The organism is Streptomyces sp. NPDC031365 (genome assembly GCF_055569765.1).
Genome location: NZ_JBVIIM010000044.1, coordinates 1 through 21,695, shown reverse-complemented (window position 1 = coordinate 21,695; position 21,695 = coordinate 1). Strand labels below are relative to the sequence as shown.

Sequence of the window (21,695 nt, the reverse complement as noted above, 5' to 3'; positions counted from 1 at the left end):
CCACCGGCAGGTGAGCGTTGCTGGGAGCGCCCCTTACTTCTGTCTCCCCGATGGTGTGGAATCCCTTGGACCACGTGAATCGTGCGCACCACGCGCACCGTACGCATCACGTGCACCACATGGGCGATCCGTCAGGGATCAGCACCACACGCGAAGGGGGAACCCATGGCACGTACGCGGGCGCAGAGCCTACGCAGCGTCGCCGAGGCGGTCGCGTCCGGCACGGATCCGCGCGCGGCGGCCCAGGACGAACTGCGCCGCCGCGTCGGAGGCGGCGGCACGTCGTCGCAGGGCGGCGGGGACGGTCGGGGCGGACGTCAGGAGGCCGAGGGCGAGGGCATGGACCCCGCCGACTTCCCGGCGGCCCGGGAACAGGACGGAAGTTCCGTCGACACCGTCATGCGGCAGAAGACGGTACCGCTGGACGAGGCCGGAGAGGCGCTCGGCCGCAGCGAGCAGCTGCGCGAGGGCGGCGAGGTGGTGCACGCCATCTGCCCGATGGTGATGCCCAGGGGCCGCTCCCTGCTCTCCATGCTGCCGGTGCTGTCGCTGCTGGTGGTCGGTGCCGTCGGTACCTCGGTCGTGTCGGCGACCAGTGGCGGGGGCCTCACCAACCCCCTGTTCGGACTGCACTACTGGGTGATCGCGCTGCTCGCCGTCGCGTTCGTGTGGTGGCGGCAGGGCCTGGTCATGGTGCCGGACGGCTGCCAGGCGCTGATCACCCGGTTCGGCAAGCTGGAGAAGGTCGTCGGACCCGGCCGGATCACCCTGCTCAGCCCCTGGAAGCGGGTGTCGTACATCGTCAACACGGTCCGCGAGTACCCGTTCAACGCGCCGGTGCGCGAGGCCCCGACCAAGGGCGGGGTGAAGGCGTCCATCGACCTGTTCATCCAGTTCCGGATCAGTGACCCGGTCGAGTTCGTCTACACCCTCGGCGCCGTGCGCGGGTTCCAGGAGAAGCTGGGCAACGCCGTCAGCGAGACCATCCGCAGCCTGATCTACGAGCAGGAGGCGTCCGGTATCTACGACATGGTGGGTGAGGACAGCGGCCGCCTGCTGGAGCAGCTCAACCACCAGTTCCGTCCCGCGGTGGAGCTGACCAACGCCAACATCACCCACGCCGAGCCCGCGGACCGGCGCTACCGGATGGACCTGGCCGCCCCCGAGATGGTGCGCATGGCCAAGGAGGCGTACACCCACGAGTACGCGCTCCAGTTGCGCAAGGAGCAGGACGAGGGCGACCTGAGCCGGGAACTCGCCTCGAGTCAGGAGACGCTCTCCGCGATCCAGGCCGACATCGCCCAGTACCAGGCGCAGATGGACACCGCCGTGGAGCGCGAGACCAACCGTGCCGAGGCGCTGGCCCGCCAGCGCTATGTCCAGGCCGAGTCGGAGGCCAAGGCCAACGCGGCACTGCTGGAGGCCCAGGCCCTCGACATCCGCGCGGTGACCGCGGCACAGGCGCCGGAGATCCTCGAGTACCGCTACCAGCAGCAGGTGCTCGACACCCTGGAGCAGGTCGCCGACCATCTGCCCCGTCTGGTGCGCATCGGCGGTGTGGACGGCGCCGGCGCGGCCGGCATCGACTTCCTGGAACTGGCCCGCGAGATGGTCGGTGAGCGCGGGGCCGAGCTGTTCACCGACGCGGACATGGCCGCCGTACGGGGCCGGCTGGGGGAGGTGTCGGAGCGTATCGCCGCCCGCGAGGAGGAGATCGGCGCGCTGCTGGCGGCCGAGCGGCCGACGGTGCCGCAGGTGCCTGGGGACGCGGGGGCGGGCGATGCGCCCGAAACCGCCGGAGCCACCGGGGCCGCCGCGACCTCCGGGACTGCCGGGACGTTCGGGACTGCCGCGCCCGCCGGGACTACCGGGACCGCCACCGGGACTGCCGGTACCACCGCGACCGGTGCGGCCGGCGAGACCGCCGCAACCGGTGATGTGCACGAGCCCGTCGAGGAGGCCCAGCCGTGAGTTCCGCCCGTATGCACCGCCGATCGGTCATCTCCGAGGCCGTCGCCCCCTGGAGCGACATCGCCCGTCTGCTGCGCGGTGGCGAGGCCGACACCCTCATTCCGGTGATCATCCCCCGCCATCGCCGCCGGCTGTGGTGGATGCTGCCGCTCTGGCTCGGCGCCTACGCCCTGCTGACGGGCGTGATGCTGACGCTGCGCGAGGCCGATTCCGACGGCGTGGCCGACCTCGCCTACGGTGCGCTCGCCACCCTCGCCTACGTCGGTGGCGTGGTGCTGCTGGCGATCGGCGCACTGTGGTGGTGGCGCTCCTCGATCGTCGAGATCGAGCAGGGCACCAACGGTGTGCTGACCCGCTACGGCGCTGTCACCCGCACCCTGGACGCCGGTCGGCACTATCTCTGGCACCCCTGGTCGCGGGTCGACTTCGTCGTCGACACGGCCACCGAGATCCCGTACTCGGCGCCGGTCATGGCCTGCCCCACGCAGGAGAACGTGCCGCTGCGCTCGATCGAGTTCTTCCTGAAGTTCCGCATCACCGACGCGGTGCTGTTCGTCCGCACCATCGGTGCCGGCAACTTCGACCTGGTGCTGTCCAGCGCCGTACAGGACGCGATCCGGCAACGGGCCCGGCAGATGCGCACCCAGCGCGCCTACGACCTGCGCGGCTCGGACGTGGCCGACATGCAGGAGCTGCTCAACCGGCAGCTGTCCGGTTACGGCGTGCGTATCACCGGCTGCAACATCCCCGACGTGCAGCTGCCGACGCAGTACCAGCACCACCTGGCCACCCGGGAGCGGATCGCCAAGGAGCGCACCGCCTACGAGCAGGAGTGGGGCCTGACCCGCAAGCGGCGCATCGACAGCCTGGGCATGGACATCGAGCGCGCCAAGAAGGTGCGCGACGCCCGCATCGTCGAGGTGAGGGCCGCGCTGAACCGGGCCCGTGAGGAGGTCGCCCAGCTGCTGGAGCGGCAGGAGACCGAGGCCCAGCGGGTGCGGTTCGAGATCGAGACGCGCGGCCGCAGCGGGCTCATCGCCGCCGAGAACGAGGCCCGCGCCCAGCGCGCCCTGGCCATGGCCTACCGGGACAACCGCGCGGTGCTCCAGTACGAACTGGCCCGCAGGCGCCTCGAGGTGGGTGCCGGGCTCGCCGGCAAGGCCCCGCAGCCGGTGGTGGTGCGTACCGATGGCGGTACGGACACCTCGGCGCTGTCCACGCTGTTCACCGCGCAGCTGCTGCCGCGACTGACGGCGGGCGACCGGCCGGCCCTCGGTGAGCGGATGGGGCTGGGGAACGACGGTGGAGGGGATCCGCAGTAGGAGACGGACCGTACTCTGTGTCCCATGGGTGCCGTGAAGACGAAGCGGATGCCGCGTGCGGTCCGTGAACAGCAGATGCTGGACGCAGCCGTGCGGACCTTCGGGCAACGGGGGTACATGGCCGCGTCGATGGATGAGATCGCCGAACTGGCGGGCGTGTCGAAGCCGTTGGTGTATCTGTACCTGAACTCCAAGGAGGACCTCTTCACCGCCTGCATCCGGCGGGAGGCGGAGGCCCTCACCGAGGCGGTCCGCGCCGGTGCCCGCCCGGAGCTGCCGGCGGACCGCCAGCTCTGGTCGGGCCTCACCGCGTTCTTCACGCACACCGCCCGGCACCCCGACGGCTGGGCGGTGCTGCACCTCCAGGCCCGTACGCACGGCGAGGTGTTCGCCGCCGAGGTCGCCGCGATGCGCGCGGAGATCGTGGCGTTCGTGACCCAGCTCATCCTCGCCGCGGCCCGTGAGGCCCACCGGGACCCCGACTTTCCCGAGCGAGAGGTCTCCGGACTGGCGGAGGCCCTGGTGGGCGCCGCAGAGTCCCTCGCCGACTGGGCCAACACCATGCCCGGTGTCACGGCCCGGCAGTCGGCGGCCACCCTGATGAACTTCGCCTGGGCGGGGCTGGGCGACCTGATGGCCGGCCGCCACTGGACACCGCCCGACGACTCCGGTGCCGGTGCCCCCGACGTTCAGACGGGGCGGACCTCGCCGGTGAGGTGAACCCGGTCACCTCCGCCGCGCAGTTCGAAGCGCCCGCCCCGTGCCGCGTACGTCACCGTGCCGGGCAGGAACACCGGCGCCCTGAAGTCCGCACGTACCGCTGCCGCGTCCGGAGTGCCGTGCGCGGCGAGGCAGCGGGCCACCGTCCACATGCCGTGCGCGAGGGCGCGGGGGAAGCCGAAGAGTCTGGCGGTGAGTGGGTGCAGATGGATCGGGTTGCGGTCGCCGGACGTGGCGCCGTAGTGCCGGCCCAGGTCCCCGGCCAGCTGCCACTCATCGAGGGCGGGGAGCGGCGAGAGATCCTCCGCCGGGGCTGCCGGGGCCTTCGGGGGTTCGGCGGCGGTCCGGTGCCGGGCCAGATAGGTACTCCGTGACTCCCATACGATCTCCTCGCCGGACCGCATCCGGGTGACCACGGCGGCCTCCGTGCCGCGTCGGTGCGGGGCCAGGCCGTCGACGTGGACCGTCAGGTCGTACGTGCCGGTGGACGGTGTCGCGCGGTGCCGGGTGATCGCAATGGACGTGTGGACGAGCCCGAGCAACGGCAGCGGAAAGTCGCGCCCGCTCATCAGCCGCATGGCGAGAGGGAAGCCGAGCACATGCGGATACGTCACCGGCAGCGCGTTCTCGCCGGCGGGGAAGCCGCACACCCGCTCGTACGCGGTGAGCCGGGCCGGGTCGACGCGCAGAGCGGGCAGGACCAGCCGGGTGCGGGGGTGACCGGCGTCGGGGCGGGGCCGTTTGAGGGGCGACAGCAGGGCGCCGCGCGCGAGGAGCGGCGCGAGGGCGGGGGTCCCGGTGAGCTCGACCGTGGGTGCGGCACTGGAGGTCATGGTGTGCTCACGCCCCCAACAGGCTCTGGCCACAGACCCGTACGACCTGCCCGTTCACCGCGCCGGAGGCCGGGTGGGCGAGCCAGGCGGTGGTCTCGGCGACGTCGACGGGCAGGCCGCCCTGGGCGAGGGAGTTCATACGGCGCCCCGCCTCACGGATGAACAGCGGAACGGCGGCGGTCATCTTGGTCTCGATGAATCCGGGTGCCACAGCGTTCACCGTCACCCCGTGCCGGGCGAGCGCGTGCGGTGCGAGGGTGCGGACCAGTCCGGTGATTCCGGCCTTGCTGGCCCCGTAGTTGGTCTGCCCGGCGTTCCCGGCGATGCCCGCGATGGAGGCTGTCGCCACGATCCGCCCGCCTCGCTTCAGGACACCGGCGTCGAGCAGTGCGTCGGTCGTGCGCAGCACGCTCGCGAGGTTCACCTCCAGCACCGGACTCCAGCGGTCGGCGGGCATGTTGACCAGGCGGCGGTCACGGGTGATGCCGGCGTTGTGGACGAGTACGTCGATGCCGTCGGGGAGGGCCTCGGCGATCCGGGTGCCCGCGTCGGCGGCGGTGATGTCGAGGGGGAGTGCGATGCCGCCGAGCCGTTCGGCGACGCGGCGGGCGTCCGGTTCGGCCCCGGGGACGTCGAGGACGACCACCTTGGCGCCGTCCCTGGCCAGGGTCTCGGCGACCGCCTCGCCGATGCCGCGCGCGGCGCCGGTGACCAGGGCGGTGCGGCCGGCGAGGGGGCGGTCCACGTCGTAGGGGGCGGCGGGTTCGTCAGCGGTGGTCCCGTGCGCGGTGGTTTCGATCACCTGGCCGCTGACGTAGGCCGACTTGGGGGAGAGCAGGAAGCGGAGAGCGGACTCGGCGGCGTCGGCGTCGGTGAGACGGACCAGGTTCACGGTGATGCCCCGGCCGGTCTCCTTGCCGAGGGAGCGGGTGAAGCCCTCCAACGCCTGCTGTGCGGCGGCCTGATGGTGGTCGTCCGGGTCGAGCGGGGCGCCGAGCACCACGATCCTGCCGCTCGCGGCGACCGACCGTACGACGGGATGCAGGGCGGCGTGCACCTCGCCGAGGCCTTCGACGTCCCGTATCCCACTGGCGTCCAGGACGACGGCGCCGGGCCGGCCCGTGGCGTCGTCCGGGTCGAGTCCGGTGCGGGCGAGTACGGGGGCGAGGCCGAGGCCGGACCGACCGGCCGTGAGGTGGAGCAGACCGCCGTCCAGCTTCGGCCGGTCGGCTGACCAGCGGCGCAGTGAAGCGGGCCGGGGGAGACCCAGGCGGTGGGTCAGGAAGCGGCCGGGCGCGGTCCCGGTGAAGCTCAGATAGCGGTCGGCCATGGGGGCTCCCGGTGTGGTCTCGCTCTGCTTACTCTGAAGTAAGGTTACCGGAGGTAATCCTATGTCACCGGTGAGGAGCAGGTCGATATGAGCACTCTGAAGCCGACCGCCGTCCGGCGCGTCGCGGTCATCGGCGGCAGCCGTGTCCCGTTCGCCCGGTCCGACGGCCCCTACGCCACCGCCTCCAACCAGGAGATGCTCATCGCCACGCTGAACGGCCTGGTCGAGCGGTACGGGCTGCACACGCCGGGCGCGGTGGGGGAGTTCGTCGCCGGGGCGGTCCTCAAGCACAGCCGGGACTTCAACCTCGCCCGGGAGACGGTCCTCGGGTCACGGCTCGACGCCCGTACCCCCGCCTACGACATCCAGCAGGCCTGCGGCACCGGCCTCCAGGCCGTCATCGCCGCCGCCAACAAGATCGCCCTCGGCCAGACCGAGGCCGCGATCGCCGGCGGCTCCGACACCGCGAGTGACGCACCCCTCGGCGTCAACGACCGGCTGCGCAAGGTGCTGCTGGAGGCGCGACGCGCCAAGTCGACGGGTGCCCGCCTCAGGGCCCTGGCGAAGGTGCGCCCCGGCCACCTCGTCCCCGACATCCCGCGCAACGCCGAACCGCGAACCGGCCTTTCCATGGGCGAGCACGCGGCGGTCACCGCCCGTGCCTGGGGCGTCTCCCGCGAGGCCCAGGACGAACTCGCGGCGGCCAGCCACCAGCGGCTGGCGGCGGCGTACGAACGGGGTCTCTTCCAGGACCTGGTGGTGCCGTTCCGGGGTCTGGCCCGTGACCACAACCTCCGCCCGGGCTCGACGGTGGAGAAACTCGCCACCCTGAAACCGGTGTTCGGTCTCGGCCACCCCGACCCCACCATGACGGCGGGCAATTCGACCCCGCTCACCGACGGCGCCGCGCTGGTCCTGCTGGCGAGCGAGGAGTGGGCCGAGGAACGGGGTGTGCGGCCGCTCGCTTACCTCACCGCGTACGAGACGGCCGCCGTGGACTTCGTGCACGGGGACGTCGCCGACGGCGAGGACGGTCTGCTGATGGCACCCGCCCACGCGGTGCCGCGCATGCTGGAACGGGCCGGACTGGACATGACGGACTTCGATCTCATCGAGGTGCACGAGGCGTTCGCCTCCCAGGTGCTGGCCACGCTGGCCGCCTGGGAGAAGCGGGGCCTGGCGCCCGTCGACCGCGCACGGCTCAACGTCGCCGGCTCGTCCCTGGCCACCGGCCATCCCTTCGCCGCCACGGGCGCCCGCATCGTGGCGACGCTGGCCACCCTCCTCGCCGAACGGGACGCCCCCGGCCGGGGCCTGATCTCCCTCTGCGCGGCGGGCGGCCAGGGCGTGACGGCGATCCTGGAGCGGCCCTGACCGGGTGTTGATCCTGAAGCGGCCCTGACCGGGTGTTTTCGTGAGCGACCCGCACGTAACCCCCGACATTGCACACGCCCGGCCCGGGACCACCCCCGTACCCGCACAGACCCCCCACGTCACGGCCGTACGATCCCGGCACCGACCGGTGTCGCCCTCTTCGCCGGGACCCACCGAGATGAGCGCCTCGGCGTGCGAGGCACGTACGTCGTGGCATCACGCAGTTCCACTGCACGCCCCAGGAGCCGCCCGTGTCCACCGCGCATTCCGCCACCGCTCTCGACGACGACGTCTACGGAGCACCCGTCCTGGTCGAGCCCGAGACCCGGCGGCTGGACGGGGTCGTACGGGAAGCGTACGTACCGCCGTTCGCGAAGCCGGTGCGGCACGGATCGCTCGCCGACCTGCCCTTCGAGAACGCGGCCACGGCGCCGGACGCGGTGGTCCTCAGCCGGAAGACGGCCGACGGCAGTTGGCGTGACGTGTCGGCGCGGCGGTTCGCCGCCGAGGTCCTGGCCGTCGCCAAGGGGATGATCGCCGAGGGCCTGGTGCCGGGCGACCGGGTCGCCGTCATGGCCCGCACCATCTACGAGTGGACGGTCCTCGACTTCGCCGCCTGGGCGGCCGGGCTGGTCACCGTCCCCATCTACCCCACGTCGTCCGCCTACCAGGCCCGCTGGATCCTGCACGACTCCGGCGCGGTCGCCCTGATCACGGAGACCGCCGGCCAGGCCGCCGCCCTCGGCCCCGAACTCCCGCACCTGCCCGACCTGCGGTGGGTGTGGATCGTGGAGAAGGGCCACGTCGGCGCCCTGGCGGAAGCGGGAGCGCACCTTCCGGACGCCGAGGTGGAGGTACGCCGGGGCATGCTGGTCCCCGACACCCTCGCCACCCTCGTCTACACCTCGGGCACCACCGGCCGCCCCAAGGGCTGCGCCCTCACCCACGGCAACTTCTTCGCCGAGGTGGACAACGCCATCGAGCTGCTCTACCCCATCTTCAGGGCGCGGACCAGCGAAGAGGCCTCCGTGCTCCTCTTCCTGCCCATGTCCCACATCTTCGGCCGCATGGTCGCCGTCGCCTGCGTACGCGCCCGGGTGCGCCTCGGACACGCGCCGAGTCTGGCGGCCGGGGACCTGCTGCCGGACCTGGCGAGCTTCCGGCCCACCTGCCTGCTGACCATCCCGTACATGCTGGAGAAGGTCTTCAACTCCGCCCGTGCGAAGGCGGAGTCGGGCGGACGGGTCTCGACCTTCGACCGCGCGGTGTCGGTGGCCCGCCGCTACGGCGAGGCACTCGAGAACCGGCAGACCGGCGCGGGCCCCGGCCCGTCCCGCTCCCTGAAGGCGGCCCGGGCCCTCTACGACCCGCTGGTCTACCGCAGGATCCGCAACGCCATGGGCGGCAGGGTCCGCTACGCCATCTGCGGCGGCTCCCCGCTGGGCCGCCGCCTCGGTGCGTTCTACGCCGGCGCCGGCATCGAGATCTTCGAGGGCTACGGCCTGACGGAGACCACCGGTGCCTCGACGGTCACACCCCCGCTGAAGCCCCGCCTGGGCACGGTGGGCTGGCCGTTGCCCGGCACCCGGATCCGTGTCGCGGCGGACGGCGAGATCCTGGTCGGCGGAGAGCACGTGCTGCGCGGCTACTGGGACCCGCAGGCGGGCGGAGTCCTCTCCGCCGCCCCCGACGGCTGGCTCCCCACGGGTGACATCGGCGAACTGGACGACGAGGGCTACCTGACCATCACGGGCCGCAAGAAGGAGCTGATCATGACCGCGGGCGGCAAGAGCATCGCCCCGGCCCCGCTGGAGAACTGGCTGCGCTCACACCCGCTGATCTCCCAGGTCATGGTGCTGGGCGACAACCGCCCGTTCGTCTCCGCCCTGATCACCCTCGACCCCGACGGCATCACCCACTGGCGCCGCATGAACGGCAAGCACCCGGTCCCCCCGGAACTCCTCGCCTCCGACGAGGAGTTGATGGCGATCCTCCAGCGCGCCATCGACGAGGCCAACAAGATGCTCTCCCGCCCGGAGTCGATCCGCCGCTTCACCGTCCTCCCGGTGGACTTCACCGAGGAGGCAGGCCACCTGACCCCGTCGATGAAGCTGAGGCGGGAGGAGATCCTGCGTGACTTCGCGGGGGAGGTGGAGGAGCTGTACGGGGGGTAGGTCGCGCCCCGGCACGGCCGTGGCCGGTGACCGGCCGCCGGTGGCTTCCCACCGCCGGAACGGTCACGGCGTACCGCCCGCGCAGCTGTCCCTCACCGTGTCCGCGAACGCCCGTGCCAGCGGCGTCAGGGCGTCCCAGCGGCGTACCGCCCAGCCGACCGTCAGGGGGCGCAGCGCGCGGATCGGGACCAGACGCAGGGAGCCCTTTTCGCCGGGTACGGCGTGGCCCGGCAGCGCGGGAACCACCGCGCGCCCCAGGCCCAGCTCCGCCAGCAGCAGGGCGGTGTCCCAGTCGGCCACGCTCGTGTCGAAGGTGAAACGGACCCCGGACTCGGCGCAGGCGGCGTCCAGGCGGGCGGCGGAGGTCGAGTTGGGCGGCAGGCGGATCAGGCGCTGATCCTGCACCTCGCCCGGGGCAAGGGAGGAGCGCGTGGCCAGCGGGTCGTCGGACCGCATCGCGAGGACCCAGGGCAGCTCCATGACCGCCCGTTGCTCGATACCCCGCACCGGCGCGCCGAGAGTGATCCAGGCGAGGTCCAGTTCGCTGTCGCCCAGCGCGTCGAAGCAGCCCCGGCTGGAGCTCTCCGTGCGGAACTCCAGGCTGACCGCGGGATGACGCTGCCGGAAGGCGACGACCGCGCCCGACATGAAGTGCCGTACGGTCGTGGCCCCCGTGGCGATCCGCACCGAACCGCGCTCACCGTCGACCAGCTCCCGCAGCCGCCGCAGGGCGGCGTCCAGACCGGTGAGGCCCTCGGCCGCGGCGGTCTCCAGGAGACGGCCGGCGGGGGTCGGGACGACCCCGCGCGGCAGCCGCTCCAGCAGGCTGACTCCCGTCTCCCGCTCCAGCCGCTTCACATGCTGGCTCACCGCCGACTGCGTACACGCCAGGTCGCGGGCGACCGCGCTCAGACTGCCGGCCCGGCACACGGCGACAAAGACGCGTAGGTCGTCCAACGTCACAACACCCAAGCTAACACTTGGACTTACCGACAGATTCCAAGGATTGACTGAGGCTGCGGTACTCGGCGACGATCGTCGCAGGGCCCGGGCGGCAACCCGCTCCCAGCCCCCGCCGAGGTCCGGAACAGGGGAGGGGACGCGAGCGGGTGCCGACCCACCTCACCCGCTCCCTTCCACGACCGTTTCACCGGCCGCGCAGGGGAACCGGGGCCCCGGATGCGCCGGACCTCGTCGAGCTCACCGTCGCCGACGAGCGGGACCTCGCACGGGTCGGCCCCGCCTTCCGTGACCAGCGGGGGGCGGGAACTGCCGGACGTGTTTCACGCGTCTGCAGCCGCTGCTGAGTGCTGTTTTCTGGCGGGAGTGCCAGGCCGTACGGGGGACTCCGGGACGGTGGCGCGAGGGCACCCCGCGTGTTAGTCCTCGGGGCTCTGTGCGGTGCGGGCGATGAGGAAGGCCTGCGGGGTCGACTCTCCCTGCGCCGTGTCGGCCATGCGTACCGTGCGCTGGACGATGGTGTAACCGGCCGTCTCCAGGATCTCGGCGATGCGTTCCGGCCGCATGCGCCGGAAGTCGAGGGTGACCGGATGGCCCCAGGGGTGCTCGTGCCGGCGGGGCTCGTCGCCGGACTGGAAGGCGAGCAGGAGGTACCCCCCGGGTGTCAGCACCCGGCGGAACTCGGCGTAGATGGCGGGCAGTTCGTCCAGCGGGGTGTGGATGGTGGAGTACCAGGAGACCACGCCGTCCAGGGAGCCGTCGGGGAGGTCCAGATGCTGCATCGCGCCCTGCTCGAAGCGCAGCCCCGGGTTCTCGCGGCGGGCGATCGCGAGCATGGACTCCGAGAGGTCGAGGCCGAAGACGGACAGCCCGAGGGAGGCGAGATGCGCGGTCACCCGGCCGGGGCCGCATCCCAGATCGGCCACCTTGCCGCTCGCCCCGACCAGTTCGGCGAAGCCGGCCATGGCCGCCCGGTCCAGGGGCATGGCGGCGAGGGCATCACGGAACAGGGCGGCGTAGTCCTCGGCGACCGCGTCGTAGAAGGTGCGGGTGGCGGTGGTGTGGTGAGGGCTGGTGTGGTGAGGGCTGGTGTGGTGAGGGGTGGTGGCGGTCATGGGCGGGGACCCTACCCGTGCCCACCGACAGCCGGGGCGGGTTCGGGGTGACGGGTGCGGGAACGCACGCGCGTGTCCGGCAGCCGGGGGTGGGCCGTCGCCGAGGGAGGCCGGGGGCGGGACCGGCGACGGTGGTCCCCGGACGCAGGCTCGCGGATCCGGGTGGCCGACTTGCTTTCGTCGACGCGGACGACCGGGCCCCGGGGAGGGAATCCCGCTCCGGCCGACCGGGCGGGCCGGGATCGCCATGTGCGTCGCATGTTCGGTGGGCGGTGGGGCACATCGGGGTGATGCCGTATCGCGGTGATGTGCCGCATGCGGACGAGACGCTGGAGCCCCGTAGGGAATGCGTGCCGATCAGGCGCCCCGTAGGAGAGGAATTCGCCGGGAATTCAACAAGGCGCCGGAAAGGCGTAAAGGCAGGAGCCCCGTCGCCTTGCGGCGCGGGGCTCCTTGGGTACTGCTAGTCGTTCCCGGATCGGAGGATCGATCAGACCGGGGTGACGTTCTCCGCCTGCGGGCCCTTCGGACCCTGCGTGACGTCGAAGGACACCTGCTGGTTCTCCTCGAGGGAGCGGAAGCCGCTCGCGTTGATCGCGGAGTAGTGGACGAAGACGTCGGGGCCGCCGCCTTCCTGGGCGATGAAACCAAAGCCCTTTTCGGCGTTGAACCACTTCACGGTTCCGGTAGCCATAAGCCCTCCTTGGGCCCAAAGGGTTGCCCTGCTCCAGAACCAGCAAGTGTGAAGACCAATCCGCACAACTGCATACGTCTGAGAACGACGAGAGCCCGCGGTCACATGCTCCGCAGGCTCTGTACTGCAAGGGAAACCAAACTGCAACTTGCGAAGAAGCCTAGCACGCGGACGCCCGAATGCAAGAGAGGTCAAGATCACGTCACCCGGATGTTTGCATGTCCCGTACGTCACACCTGTCCGGTCGTTCAAGACTGAACAAGGGGGTGAAGGCCCTTCCGCTCCCGGCGAGGGCTAGCCTCACGATGTGGACAATCCTCGCACCCGGCCGCGCGTCGGCCACATCCAGTTCCTGAACTGTCTGCCGCTGTACTGGGGGCTCGCGAGAACGGGCACGCTCCTCGACTTCGAGCTGACGAAGGACACCCCCGAGAAGCTCAGCGAGCAGCTGGTGCGGGGCGACCTCGACATCGGGCCCATCACCCTCGTCGAGTACCTCAGGCACGCGGACGAACTCGTCGCGTTCCCCGACATCGCCGTGGGCTGCGACGGCCCGGTGATGTCCTGCGTGATCGTCTCGCAGGTCCCGCTGGACCGGCTGGACGGTGCCAGGGTCGCCCTCGGGTCGACCTCCCGCACCTCCGTACGCCTCGCCCAGCTCCTCCTCACCGAGCGGTACGGCGTACAGCCCGACTACTACACCTGTCCGCCCGACCTGAGCCTGATGATGCAGGAGGCCGAGGCGGCCGTCCTCATCGGGGACGCGGCCCTGCGCGCGAACATGGTCGACGGGCCCCGCTACGGCCTGGACGTCCACGACCTGGGCGTGCTGTGGAAGCAGTGGACCGGCCTGCCGTTCGTCTTCGCCGTCTGGGCCGCCCGGCGCGACTACGCGGAGCGCGAGCCGGCCATCACCCGCAAGGTGCACGAGGCCTTCCTCACCTCCCGCAACGTCTCCCTGGAAGAGGTCGACAAGGTTGCCGAGCAGGCGGCCCGCTGGGAGTCCTTCGACGAGAAGACCCTGGCCCAGTACTTCACCACCCTTGACTTCAGCTTCGGTGCCCCGCAGCTGGAGGCGGTCGCGGAGTTCGCCCGCTGGGTCGGGCCGACGACCGGATTCCCGGCGGACGTCAGGGTGGAGCTGCTCCGGCCGTAAGACCGGATCCCCTTCAGCTCCCTTCGGCCGTGAGACCGGGCGGGCCGCGCACTACCCTGCTGGCAGGGCCCGGCACACGGGCGTGACGGGGGAGGGATGGACGCCATGCGGCCGCTCGATGTGGACGAACCCACGGTCGTGGGGCCCTACCGGCTGCTCGGCCGGCTCGGCTCCGGCGGCATGGGACGGGTCTACCTGGGCCGCAGCGCCGGGGGCCGCACCGTCGCGGTGAAGATCGTGCACCCGCACTTCGCGCTGGACGAGGAGTTCCGCGCCCGGTTCCGCCGCGAGATCGACGCCGCGCGCCGGGTCGGTGGCGCCTGGACGGCATCCGTCCTGGACGCCGACCCCGAGGCCCGGGTGCCGTGGGTCGCCACCGCCTACGCGGCCGGCCCCTCCCTCGCGGCGGCGGTCACCGACGCCGGCCCCCTGCCCGCCCACAGCGTACGGACCCTGGGCGCGGGTCTGGCCGAGGCGCTGACGGCGGTGCACGAACTGGGCCTGGTGCACCGGGACGTGAAGCCGTCCAATGTCCTCCTCACCCTCGACGGCCCGCTGCTGATCGACTTCGGCATCACCCGCGCCATGGACGGTACGGCCTCCCTGACCTCCACCGGCGTCTCGATCGGCTCGCCCGGCTACATGTCCCCCGAACAGATCCTCGGCAAGGGCGTGACGGGCGCGGCGGACGTCTTCTCACTCGGTGCGGTCCTGGCGTACGCGGCGACCGGGCGGCCGCCCTTCCCCGGCGACTCCTCGGCGGCGCTGCTGTACAAGGTCGTGCACGAGCCCCCGGAACTCGGCGAGTTGGACGGGGACGTACGCGAGCTGACCGAGGCCTGCCTGACCAAGGAACCGTCCGCGCGGCCGACCCCCGCCGAGGTGGCCCGGCGGCTCGCTCCCGAGGGCGGCGCGGCCCGGCTGGTGGCGGGCGGCTGGCTGCCGGGACCCCTGGTGGAACAGGTCAGCCGGGCCGCGGTGCAGCTGCTGAACCTGGAGGCGACGGGGGCCGGACCGGCGTCGGGACCGGTGGGGTTCAGCAGGCCGTCGGTGGGCGGGGCGTCGGGCACCGGGTTCGCCGGGTCCGGTGATGCGTCGGTCGGGGGGATGCCGGGTGCGGGGCTCGGTGATGCCTCGGTTGCGGGGATGCCGGGTGCGGGGTCCGGTGATGCCTCGGTTGCGGGGATGCCGGGTGCGGGGTCCGGTGATGCCTCGGTTGCGGGGATGCCGGGTGCGGGGTCCGGTGACCAGGCGGTCGCCGGGGTGCCGGGCGCGGGGTCCGGTGATGCGTCGGCCGCCGGGGTGCCGGGTGCGGGGCCGGCGAGCGGGATCTTCGGGCCGCCACCGGTGATGCCTGCGCCCGAGGGGCGGAGCGGGACTGTCATTCCCGCGCCGCGCGACGCACCGGTCGGCCCGGACGCCGGCCCGACCCCGAACCCGTATGCGGACCCGCACGCCACCCCCCACCCACCGACCCAGCCCACGGGCGCCGGCGCAGGCCCAGGCGGCAGCCACCGCCCCGGCAAGCTCTCCGTCTCCGTGGCGGCCACGGCCTCCCCGGGCCCCAGCGGCAGGGGCCGGAGGGTGAGCTGCACGGTCGCGCTCGCCGTCGCGGGCGCGCTGGCCGTCGTGACCGTCGGGTCCGCGTTCGTACTCGACCTGCTGCCGGGCACGGGCAAGTCTTCCAGCGGCAACTCGGATGCCGACGACGGAGCCAGGCCCCAGGAACCGCCCGCCACCGTCCCTGACACCGTTCCCGCCGGCTATCTCGGCACCTGGGAGGGCCAGGCCAACTCCCGCGAGACCATCGCCATTCCGCTCGGTACGTTCCGCGTGACCCTCAAGGAGGCCACGGTGGGCGAGCAGGTGGGCACACTCCGGCACACGGACATCTTCGGCGGCATCTGCGACGACGTACTCACCCTCAAGAAGGTGACGGAGAAGCAGCTCGTCACCACCTCCGTCGGCGCGAAGACCAACCGTGACGTCTGCAACCAGGAGCCCCACACGGTCCGGCTCACCCCAGTCGGCGACGACCTTGTGTACGAGTCGGACAGCAAACCGTCCGGGAGCCCTAAGGCCCGGTTGTCGAAGATCGAGTAGAGGCGGAATCCGGCACGTCGGTGGTCCCCACCCCGGAATCGGCCGGACGGTCCTTGACCACGTACGCGTCGAACCAGCCGATCATGAGCACCGCCACGGCCACGGCCACCGCCACCGCGACCACGGCGACGGGACCCACGGCACCCGGCCATTTCGGCAGCACCGGCTCGGCCCCAGACCCCGGGGCCCCACTACAGGCGGACGAGGATCAGCGGCACGACCGGCACGAGCCTTGGGGACCGTACGACCGGCACCAGGCAGTTGAGCAGGGGCCCCAGTCAGCCGAGGGCCCGGTCACCCCGGCTTGTGCCTCGCACAGCGCGGAGGGCGCCCGGCCGGGCCACGACGCGGAGGGCGCCCGGCGGCCGGGCCGGTACATGCACCCCACGGACCGTCCGGCCGCCTTCCGCCCCTTCACACTCGCCGATCCACCGATCCACCGATCCACCGATCCACCGATCCGCCGATCCGCCGCTCACCCCGGCACCACGACCGTCCGCAGCTCACCGTCCCCGAGGTGGAGCATGCCCTTGCCCGGGGCCACCTGGCCCCCGACCATCCCGCGGGACAGCCGAACGCCGATGAGGTCGCCGCTGGACGACTCCTGCGGCGAGAGCAGAATCCCGCGCCGGGCCTTCTTGGCGTCGACCTGCCAGCCGGAGAAGCCGCTGCACACGTCCTCCTCGTCACCGGCGATGACCAGGGCGAGCCCGCGCTCGGCGCCCCGGGAGACGAGCTTCTTCAGCTGGCTCTCGGCGTCGCAGTCCTCCAGGATCTCCCCGTCGTCGACGAGCACGGCGATCGGTTCGTCCGTCGACGCCTCACCGATCAGCTCCTCGAACTCGTCCTCGTCGATGTCATCACCGGTGAAGACCTTCAGCACGCCCTCCGCACCGTCGAGTTGGCGCAACGGCGACTGGCGTGGGGCGGCGACGACCAGGCGGGTGCCGTGCGCGAGGAACGACTGCGCGAAGTTCATCAGCACCGTCGAACGGCCCGACTTGGCCGGCCCCGCGATGACGAACGCCGGTACTCCGTCGGCGAGATCGGGACCGAAGCCGGTGATCTCGTCGCCGCCGATACCGACCAGCCCCCACAGCTTGGACCGGGACCCCTCCGGGTCGCGCAGCTCCCACGCCTCCGGGAAGGAGATCCGGCTCGGCAGGCTGTCCACCCGGAACGGCCGCCGCGTACGCGGCACTTCGGCGGCACGGGCGGCCGCCGCCTCACCGATGGCCGTGATCGCCGCTGCCTGGCCCTGACCGGTGGTGTCCTCGGAGAGCAGCGCGAACTGCGTTTCCGTACCGGCCTCGTTACGGAAGGCACGGCCCGGCGGGATCTCCTCCGGCACCTTGCGGGTCGGAATGCCGAGCGAGGAGAAGTCGCTGCGATCGGCCAGCCGCAGACCGTACTTGTCCTCGGTGAGGGAGGCGATCCGGCCGACGAGCAGCGTCCGGTCACCGGTGAGGACGAGGTGGATGCCGACGCTCGCGCCTTCCCGCATCATCGTCTGCAACTCGTCGGTCAGGGAACCGTGGTCGATCTCGCCGAGCGTGGGCACCCAGCCCTCCCAGCGGTCCAGCAGCACCACGATGTGCGGCAGCCGCTCCTCCTCGGCGACCACGGCCCGCTGCTCGCCGATGTCCGCGAACCCCTTGTCCGCCAGCAGGTCCTGGCGCCGGGAGAGCTCGCCCTTGAGCCGGTTGACGAGCCGGACCACCCGCTCGGTCTGGTTGCGGCCGACGACCGCACCGCAGTGCGGCAGCCGGGTCAGCGCGTTCAGCGCGCCGTTGCCGCAGTCGATGCCGTACAGGTGGACGTCGGCCACGGAGTGGGTGCGGGCCAGGGAACCCGCGATGGTGCGCAGCACCTGTGACCGGCCGCTGCGCGGGGCACCGCCGATCATCAGATGCCCGAAGGTGGAGAAGTCGACGGCGACCGGACGGCGAGCCTGGTCGCCCGGCAGGTCCTCGATGCCGAACGGGGCCGGCGGCAGCTTGCCCGGCGCGAGGGCGACGGCCGGGACCTCGACGTCGTCGAGCAGCAGCGTCTCGTCCAGCGCGGGGAGCCAAGGGCTGTGCTGGGCCGGGATGCCAAGCGCGCTGTTCGCCTCGCGCACGGCGTCGACGAGCACCTTCAGATCCGTGATCTCGTCGTCCTCGCGCGCTTCCGACTTCGGCTTGGCCAGTGCGGCACGCCCGAGATCCTCCCAGGTCAGAGGGCCTACCCAGGGTGCGAGGGCGGCCGGGTCCGCCGCCCCGGGCCGCCGGCCACCGACCCGCCCCGACTGGAACGGCACCAGCGAGGCGTGACCGAGCCGCGCGTATGCCCGACCCGGGGTGCTCTTCGAGATGTGACCCGCCTCGGGCGAGTCGATGACGTCCGTCGACTCACCGGCGTCCGTCACCCGCAGGGCGATCCGGAGGTTGGTGTTGGCGCGGATCTCCGGAGACACGACACCGCTCGGCCGCTGGGTCGCGAGCAGCAGGTGAATGCCGAGGGACCGCCCTCGCTGGGCGATGTTCACGAGCCCCGTGACGAAGTCCGGCAGGTCACGCACCATCGACGCGAACTCGTCGATGACGATCAGCAGCCGTGGCACGGGCGGGTGGGACGGATCCCGCCGCACCAGATCCTGATAGTCCTCGATGTCCTTGGCGTCCGCGGCGGCCAGGATGTGCTCGCGCCGCTTCAGTTCGGCGCCCAGCGACTCCAGTGCCCGCTCCACGAGGTGGGCGTCGAGGTCGGTCACCATGCCGACGGTGTGCGGCAGCTTCACACAGTCCTTGAAGGCGGAACCGCCCTTGTAGTCGACGAGGACGAACGTCATGTTCTCGGGCGTGTTGGCGACGGCCAGCGCGGCGACGATCGTCTGCAGCAGCTCGGACTTACCGGAACCGGTCGTACCGGCGATGAGCCCGTGCGGCCCGTCCTTGCGCATGTCGATACCGAACGGTCCGTCGTACGACTCACCGATGACGGCGAGCGTCGACTGCCCGCCCATCCGCCACCGGGCGCCGATCGCGTCGGCCGTCGGAGGCTCGAGCTGGAGCACGTCGAGGAGCCGGCTGGAGCCGGGCAGCGCCGAGTCCTCGGTCTCCCCGCTGATGTCGCGCAGCGGCGACAGCGAACGGGCGAGCCGCAGGCACCAGGCCGGCGGGACGAAGTCCGGCCGTACGTCCTTGATCCGCTCCGCTCCCGCCTCCTCCACGCGCAGTCGCAGCCGGTCCGCCTGCTGGGCGCTTCCGGTCTCGGGTGCGCTGGTATGCCAGGCCTGGAAGGAGGGGAAACCGCCGCTCACCTGCTGCGGCCGGGCCTGCTGCAGTTGCTGCTGCTCCCGGTCGTGCTCCTCGGCCCTGGGCTCGGCGACGACGAACGCCTGGCACTCACCCGGCAGGAACCGCTCCTCGGCATCGAGGCAGAGGGCGTACACGGACACGGACGGCCCTTCGCGCAGCAGCCGCACCACACCGGGAAGCGACCGCAACCGCCGCGAGCCGTCCCATACGACGACGATGTCCGGATCGCTGAAGGTCGTGCCCTGCGCACGCGCCTGCTCGGCGGCCTTCTTGCGCGCGTCGAGGATCTGCGTCAGCTCGCCGATGCGGGCGCCGACGGTCTCGGCGTCGGTACCGATGAGGACATTGACGTCCTGCCCGCTGGACGGCCGGGCGTGCGGCAGCCACCGCATCCAGTCCCAGGACGGCTGGGCGCTGCTCTCGCTCAACACGTAGAACTGCACGTCCATCGGGCTGTGCAGCGCGGCGGTCTGTGCCACCGCCCACCGCCCGAGGGCCCGCGCGGAGTCACCGGGCCCCGCCACACCGATCACGCCGAGCGAACGCAGGTTCAGCGCCACGGGCGCGTCCTCGATCTTCCACGTCACCTGACGCCGGTGGTCGTCCTGTTCGGGGTCGTCGAGCACGACCTCGGACGGCAGCCGCCCCGTCCCGAACCGCAGCAGCAGGTGATCCCGGTCGGTCCGCCGCCGCTCCCACAGCCGGGTCCGCGGCCCGGTGCCCATCGACAGCACCGTCGCCGGATCGGGAATGGCGTGCCGCCGGTCGTTCCGCTCCTGGACCAGCGCCTCCTGGGCGTCCTTCTCGATCCGCTCCTTCTGCTCCTCGTACTCCTTGACCTGCTTGGCGTGGGACTTGCGCCCGTGCTTCTTGTCGTTGAAGTAGTTCGCGAAGAGCAGGATGGGGCTGAGCCCCGCCATGATCAGGTAGTACCAGCGCTGGAAGATCGTCACCATGACGATCGCACCGACGAGCGGCGTCAGCGCCATCAGCCACGGCAGCGGCCGGGCCTCGTATTCGCGGGGCGCCGACGGAAGCCGGAAGTTGGTCTGCCGCTCGGCCGGACGCAGCCGGGGCGGCCGGTTGTAGTCGAGCCCTATCCCGTCGTCGGACCACTTGAGGGCGGCGTTCGGCGGGGTGTAACGGGTCAGCTCGAGAAGGGTGTTGCCGAGCCCGATCTGCGCACCGAGGGGCCAGTCGAACCGGTCGGTCTTCTCGCGGGCGGATTCCTCGCCCTTCTTGCGCCGGCGTTTCCTCCCCTTGCCCTCCGCCTGGCCCTTCCCCTTCTCTTTTCCCTTCTCCTTCCCCTTCTCCTCCTCCGAACCGCCGATCGGCTTCCCATCGAGGGTGACGCCCTCCTCGTCGCCGTGCACGACGACCTGACACGTCCCGTCGGTGGCGACCGAGAGGGTGAGCGCCCGGCCGTCGACCTCGGGATCGTCTACCCGGACGTATGTGGACGCCCCGCTGCCGATGTCGTACCGCCCGACCCCGAGCCGGTGCACGGACCCGGCGGCCGGCCCGCCGACGACCCGCAGCTCGACGAGCCCGGACGGCTCCCCGGGCAGACACCCGGCAGGGTCCTGGAGCGACACGACCGCACCGTCGCGCAGCGGCGATCCGACGACGGTGGCGCCGGGATCGACGGCGTACCCGTCCACATACACCAGGGGCACGTTGCGGGCCGGAGCCCGGCCCTGATGCCCGATGGGGATGACCTGCGCCCCGCTGTGCCCGACCTGCGCGGCCAGCTCCTGCGCGATGTCCCCCACGGTGGACTCGGGATCGGCATCGAGTACGACATCGGCGGCGTCCCCACCGAACGGATCGACGACGGTCAGAGTCAGGCGCACGCTTGTCCTCCCCAGGCCCCGTGACCGCTTCCACCCCGCGCGTCACGGTCCGTCGACGATATCGGCCCCCCGTGGGGTCGGGGCAGTCGGGGAGCGTGCCGTATTCCCGACAGCAACGGCATGCACGACTTCACACCGGCGCCTTCACAAACACGGGATGTGCCACCACAGTTCGCCCCCGTAAGCTGCTGCCGCAAGAGCGGACGATCGCACCGGTGGCCCCAGCGGCCCCGTGCCGACGGTTCCGCAAACAGGGAGCCACGGGGGTTGGCCCTGCGGCGTTGCGAGAGGGAGCGGCTTCATGGCCAAGGACCTTGACATCACATACCAGGACATGCGGGAGGCTGCCAAGCATGTCGTGAAGGAGAAGGAGAAGCTGCAGGAGAAGCTGGACGGCCTCCGCAAGTACATCAACAACCTCGTCAACTCCGGCTACGTCACGAAGAGCTCCTCCAAGGCCTTCGACGAGAACTTCGACGAGTTCACCAACGGTGCGAAGACCACGCTCGACGGCCTGGACGGCATGGGCGACTACCTGACGATGGCCGCCGACAAGTTCGAGCAGATCGACGACGAACTGGCCAAGGCGGCGCGGAAGTAACTCCGGCCCGCCGGGGACACGACGGCGGGGGGGGGGGGGGGGGGGGGGGGGGGGGGGGGGGGGGGCGGCGGGGGGGGGGGGGGGGGGGGGGGGGGGCGGGGCCCCCCCCCCCCCCCCCCCCGCCGCGCGGGCGACAGATCCGCACACGACCAATCTCAAAGCGATCAAGTCGCCCGTCATGGACGCCTCC

General features: G+C 71.8%; 14 protein-coding genes. 8 read left to right on the top strand and 6 right to left on the bottom strand.

Annotation, left to right across the window (positions count from 1 at the left end; all coding sequences use genetic code 11):
* Window positions 1–165 precede the first annotated feature (165 nt).
* From ACZ5C2_RS36325 to ACZ5C2_RS36315, 3 genes are read left to right on the top strand one after another with little or no spacing between them, the layout of a single operon-like run.
* Window positions 166–1,971, top strand: coding sequence for an SPFH domain-containing protein (locus ACZ5C2_RS36325; protein WP_468800925.1), 1,806 nt, complete (start codon window positions 166–168; stop codon window positions 1,969–1,971).
* A complete protein-coding gene (locus ACZ5C2_RS36320) occupies window positions 1,968–3,293 on the top strand; it encodes an SPFH domain-containing protein (RefSeq protein WP_468800923.1) in 1,326 nt (441 codons plus the stop codon). Before ACZ5C2_RS36325 ends, ACZ5C2_RS36320 begins: the two co-directional genes overlap by 4 nt.
* Before the next feature lie 24 nt (window positions 3,294–3,317).
* Window positions 3,318–4,013, top strand: a complete 696-nt coding sequence (locus ACZ5C2_RS36315; protein ID WP_468800922.1) for a TetR/AcrR family transcriptional regulator — start codon at window positions 3,318–3,320, stop codon at window positions 4,011–4,013.
* Here ACZ5C2_RS36315 and ACZ5C2_RS36310 read toward each other — a convergent pair.
* Together ACZ5C2_RS36310 and ACZ5C2_RS36305 are read right to left on the bottom strand one after the other, a co-directional pair.
* Window positions 3,983–4,846 (bottom strand): MaoC family dehydratase, encoded by an 864-nt coding sequence (locus ACZ5C2_RS36310; RefSeq protein ID WP_468800920.1) that lies wholly within the window; start codon window positions 4,844–4,846, stop codon window positions 3,983–3,985. The genes ACZ5C2_RS36315 and ACZ5C2_RS36310 overlap by 31 nt on opposite strands.
* 7 nt (window positions 4,847–4,853) lie before the next feature.
* Window positions 4,854–6,176, bottom strand: coding sequence for a 3-oxoacyl-ACP reductase (locus ACZ5C2_RS36305; protein WP_468800919.1), 1,323 nt, complete (start codon window positions 6,174–6,176; stop codon window positions 4,854–4,856).
* Between the two features lie 87 nt (window positions 6,177–6,263).
* Here ACZ5C2_RS36305 and ACZ5C2_RS36300 point away from each other — a divergent pair, with 87 nt between their 5' ends.
* Window positions 6,264–7,550 (top strand): acetyl-CoA C-acetyltransferase, encoded by a 1,287-nt coding sequence (locus ACZ5C2_RS36300; protein WP_468800917.1) that lies wholly within the window; start codon window positions 6,264–6,266, stop codon window positions 7,548–7,550.
* 251 nt (window positions 7,551–7,801) lie between these two features.
* A complete protein-coding gene (locus tag ACZ5C2_RS36295; RefSeq protein WP_468800915.1) occupies window positions 7,802–9,724 on the top strand; it encodes an AMP-dependent synthetase/ligase in 1,923 nt (640 codons plus the stop codon).
* 63 nt (window positions 9,725–9,787) lie between these two features.
* Here ACZ5C2_RS36295 and ACZ5C2_RS36290 read toward each other — a convergent pair whose 3' ends face one another.
* The 3 genes from ACZ5C2_RS36290 to ACZ5C2_RS36280 form a co-directional block, all read right to left on the bottom strand.
* Complete coding sequence (locus ACZ5C2_RS36290) at window positions 9,788–10,687, bottom strand: LysR family transcriptional regulator (protein ID WP_468800913.1); 900 nt, start codon at window positions 10,685–10,687, stop codon at window positions 9,788–9,790.
* Between the two features lie 416 nt (window positions 10,688–11,103).
* Complete coding sequence (locus ACZ5C2_RS36285; protein ID WP_468800912.1) at window positions 11,104–11,799, bottom strand: class I SAM-dependent methyltransferase; 696 nt, start codon at window positions 11,797–11,799, stop codon at window positions 11,104–11,106.
* 490 nt (window positions 11,800–12,289) lie between these two features.
* Complete coding sequence (locus ACZ5C2_RS36280; protein ID WP_003992177.1) at window positions 12,290–12,493, bottom strand: cold-shock protein; 204 nt, start codon at window positions 12,491–12,493, stop codon at window positions 12,290–12,292.
* A 307-nt stretch (window positions 12,494–12,800) separates the two neighbouring features.
* Here ACZ5C2_RS36280 and ACZ5C2_RS36275 point away from each other — a divergent pair, with 307 nt between their 5' ends.
* On the top strand, window positions 12,801–13,649 hold the full coding sequence (locus ACZ5C2_RS36275; RefSeq protein WP_468800910.1) for a menaquinone biosynthetic enzyme MqnA/MqnD family protein: 849 nt from the start codon (window positions 12,801–12,803) through the stop codon (window positions 13,647–13,649).
* 105 nt (window positions 13,650–13,754) lie between these two features.
* A complete protein-coding gene (locus ACZ5C2_RS36270) occupies window positions 13,755–15,752 on the top strand; it encodes a serine/threonine protein kinase (RefSeq protein WP_468800908.1) in 1,998 nt (665 codons plus the stop codon).
* A gap of 475 nt (window positions 15,753–16,227) precedes the next feature.
* Here the strand turns inward: ACZ5C2_RS36270 and ACZ5C2_RS36265 are convergent, their stop codons facing one another.
* Window positions 16,228–20,904: an FtsK/SpoIIIE domain-containing protein gene (locus ACZ5C2_RS36265; protein WP_468800906.1), complete on the bottom strand. Its 4,677-nt coding sequence runs from the start codon at window positions 20,902–20,904 to the stop codon at window positions 16,228–16,230.
* 301 nt (window positions 20,905–21,205) lie between these two features.
* Between ACZ5C2_RS36265 and ACZ5C2_RS36260 the strand changes: the two genes are divergently transcribed.
* Window positions 21,206–21,505 carry a WXG100 family type VII secretion target gene (locus ACZ5C2_RS36260; protein WP_006133193.1) on the top strand — a complete coding sequence of 100 codons (300 nt, stop codon included), beginning with the start codon at window positions 21,206–21,208 and terminating at the stop codon, window positions 21,503–21,505.
* The last annotated feature ends 190 nt before the right edge of the window (window positions 21,506–21,695 follow it).

Bases quoted from the DNA above. Each gene is read 5' to 3' on its own strand.
- ACZ5C2_RS36310 (WP_468800920.1), bottom strand. From the start codon at position 4,846: ATGACCTCCAGTGCCGCACCCACGGTCGAGCTCACCGGGACCCCCGCC.
- ACZ5C2_RS36300 (WP_468800917.1), top strand. From the start codon at position 6,264: ATGAGCACTCTGAAGCCGACCGCCGTCCGGCGCGTCGCGGTCATCGGC.
- ACZ5C2_RS36280 (WP_003992177.1), bottom strand. From the start codon at position 12,493: ATGGCTACCGGAACCGTGAAGTGGTTCAACGCCGAAAAGGGCTTTGGT.
- ACZ5C2_RS36260 (WP_006133193.1), top strand. From the start codon at position 21,206: ATGGCCAAGGACCTTGACATCACATACCAGGACATGCGGGAGGCTGCC.
- ACZ5C2_RS36325 (WP_468800925.1), top strand. From the start codon at position 166: ATGGCACGTACGCGGGCGCAGAGCCTACGCAGCGTCGCCGAGGCGGTC.
- ACZ5C2_RS36305 (WP_468800919.1), bottom strand. From the start codon at position 6,176: ATGGCCGACCGCTATCTGAGCTTCACCGGGACCGCGCCCGGCCGCTTC.
- ACZ5C2_RS36285 (WP_468800912.1), bottom strand. From the start codon at position 11,799: ATGACCGCCACCACCCCTCACCACACCAGCCCTCACCACACCAGCCCT.
- ACZ5C2_RS36270 (WP_468800908.1), top strand. From the start codon at position 13,755: ATGCGGCCGCTCGATGTGGACGAACCCACGGTCGTGGGGCCCTACCGG.
- ACZ5C2_RS36315 (WP_468800922.1), top strand. From the start codon at position 3,318: ATGGGTGCCGTGAAGACGAAGCGGATGCCGCGTGCGGTCCGTGAACAG.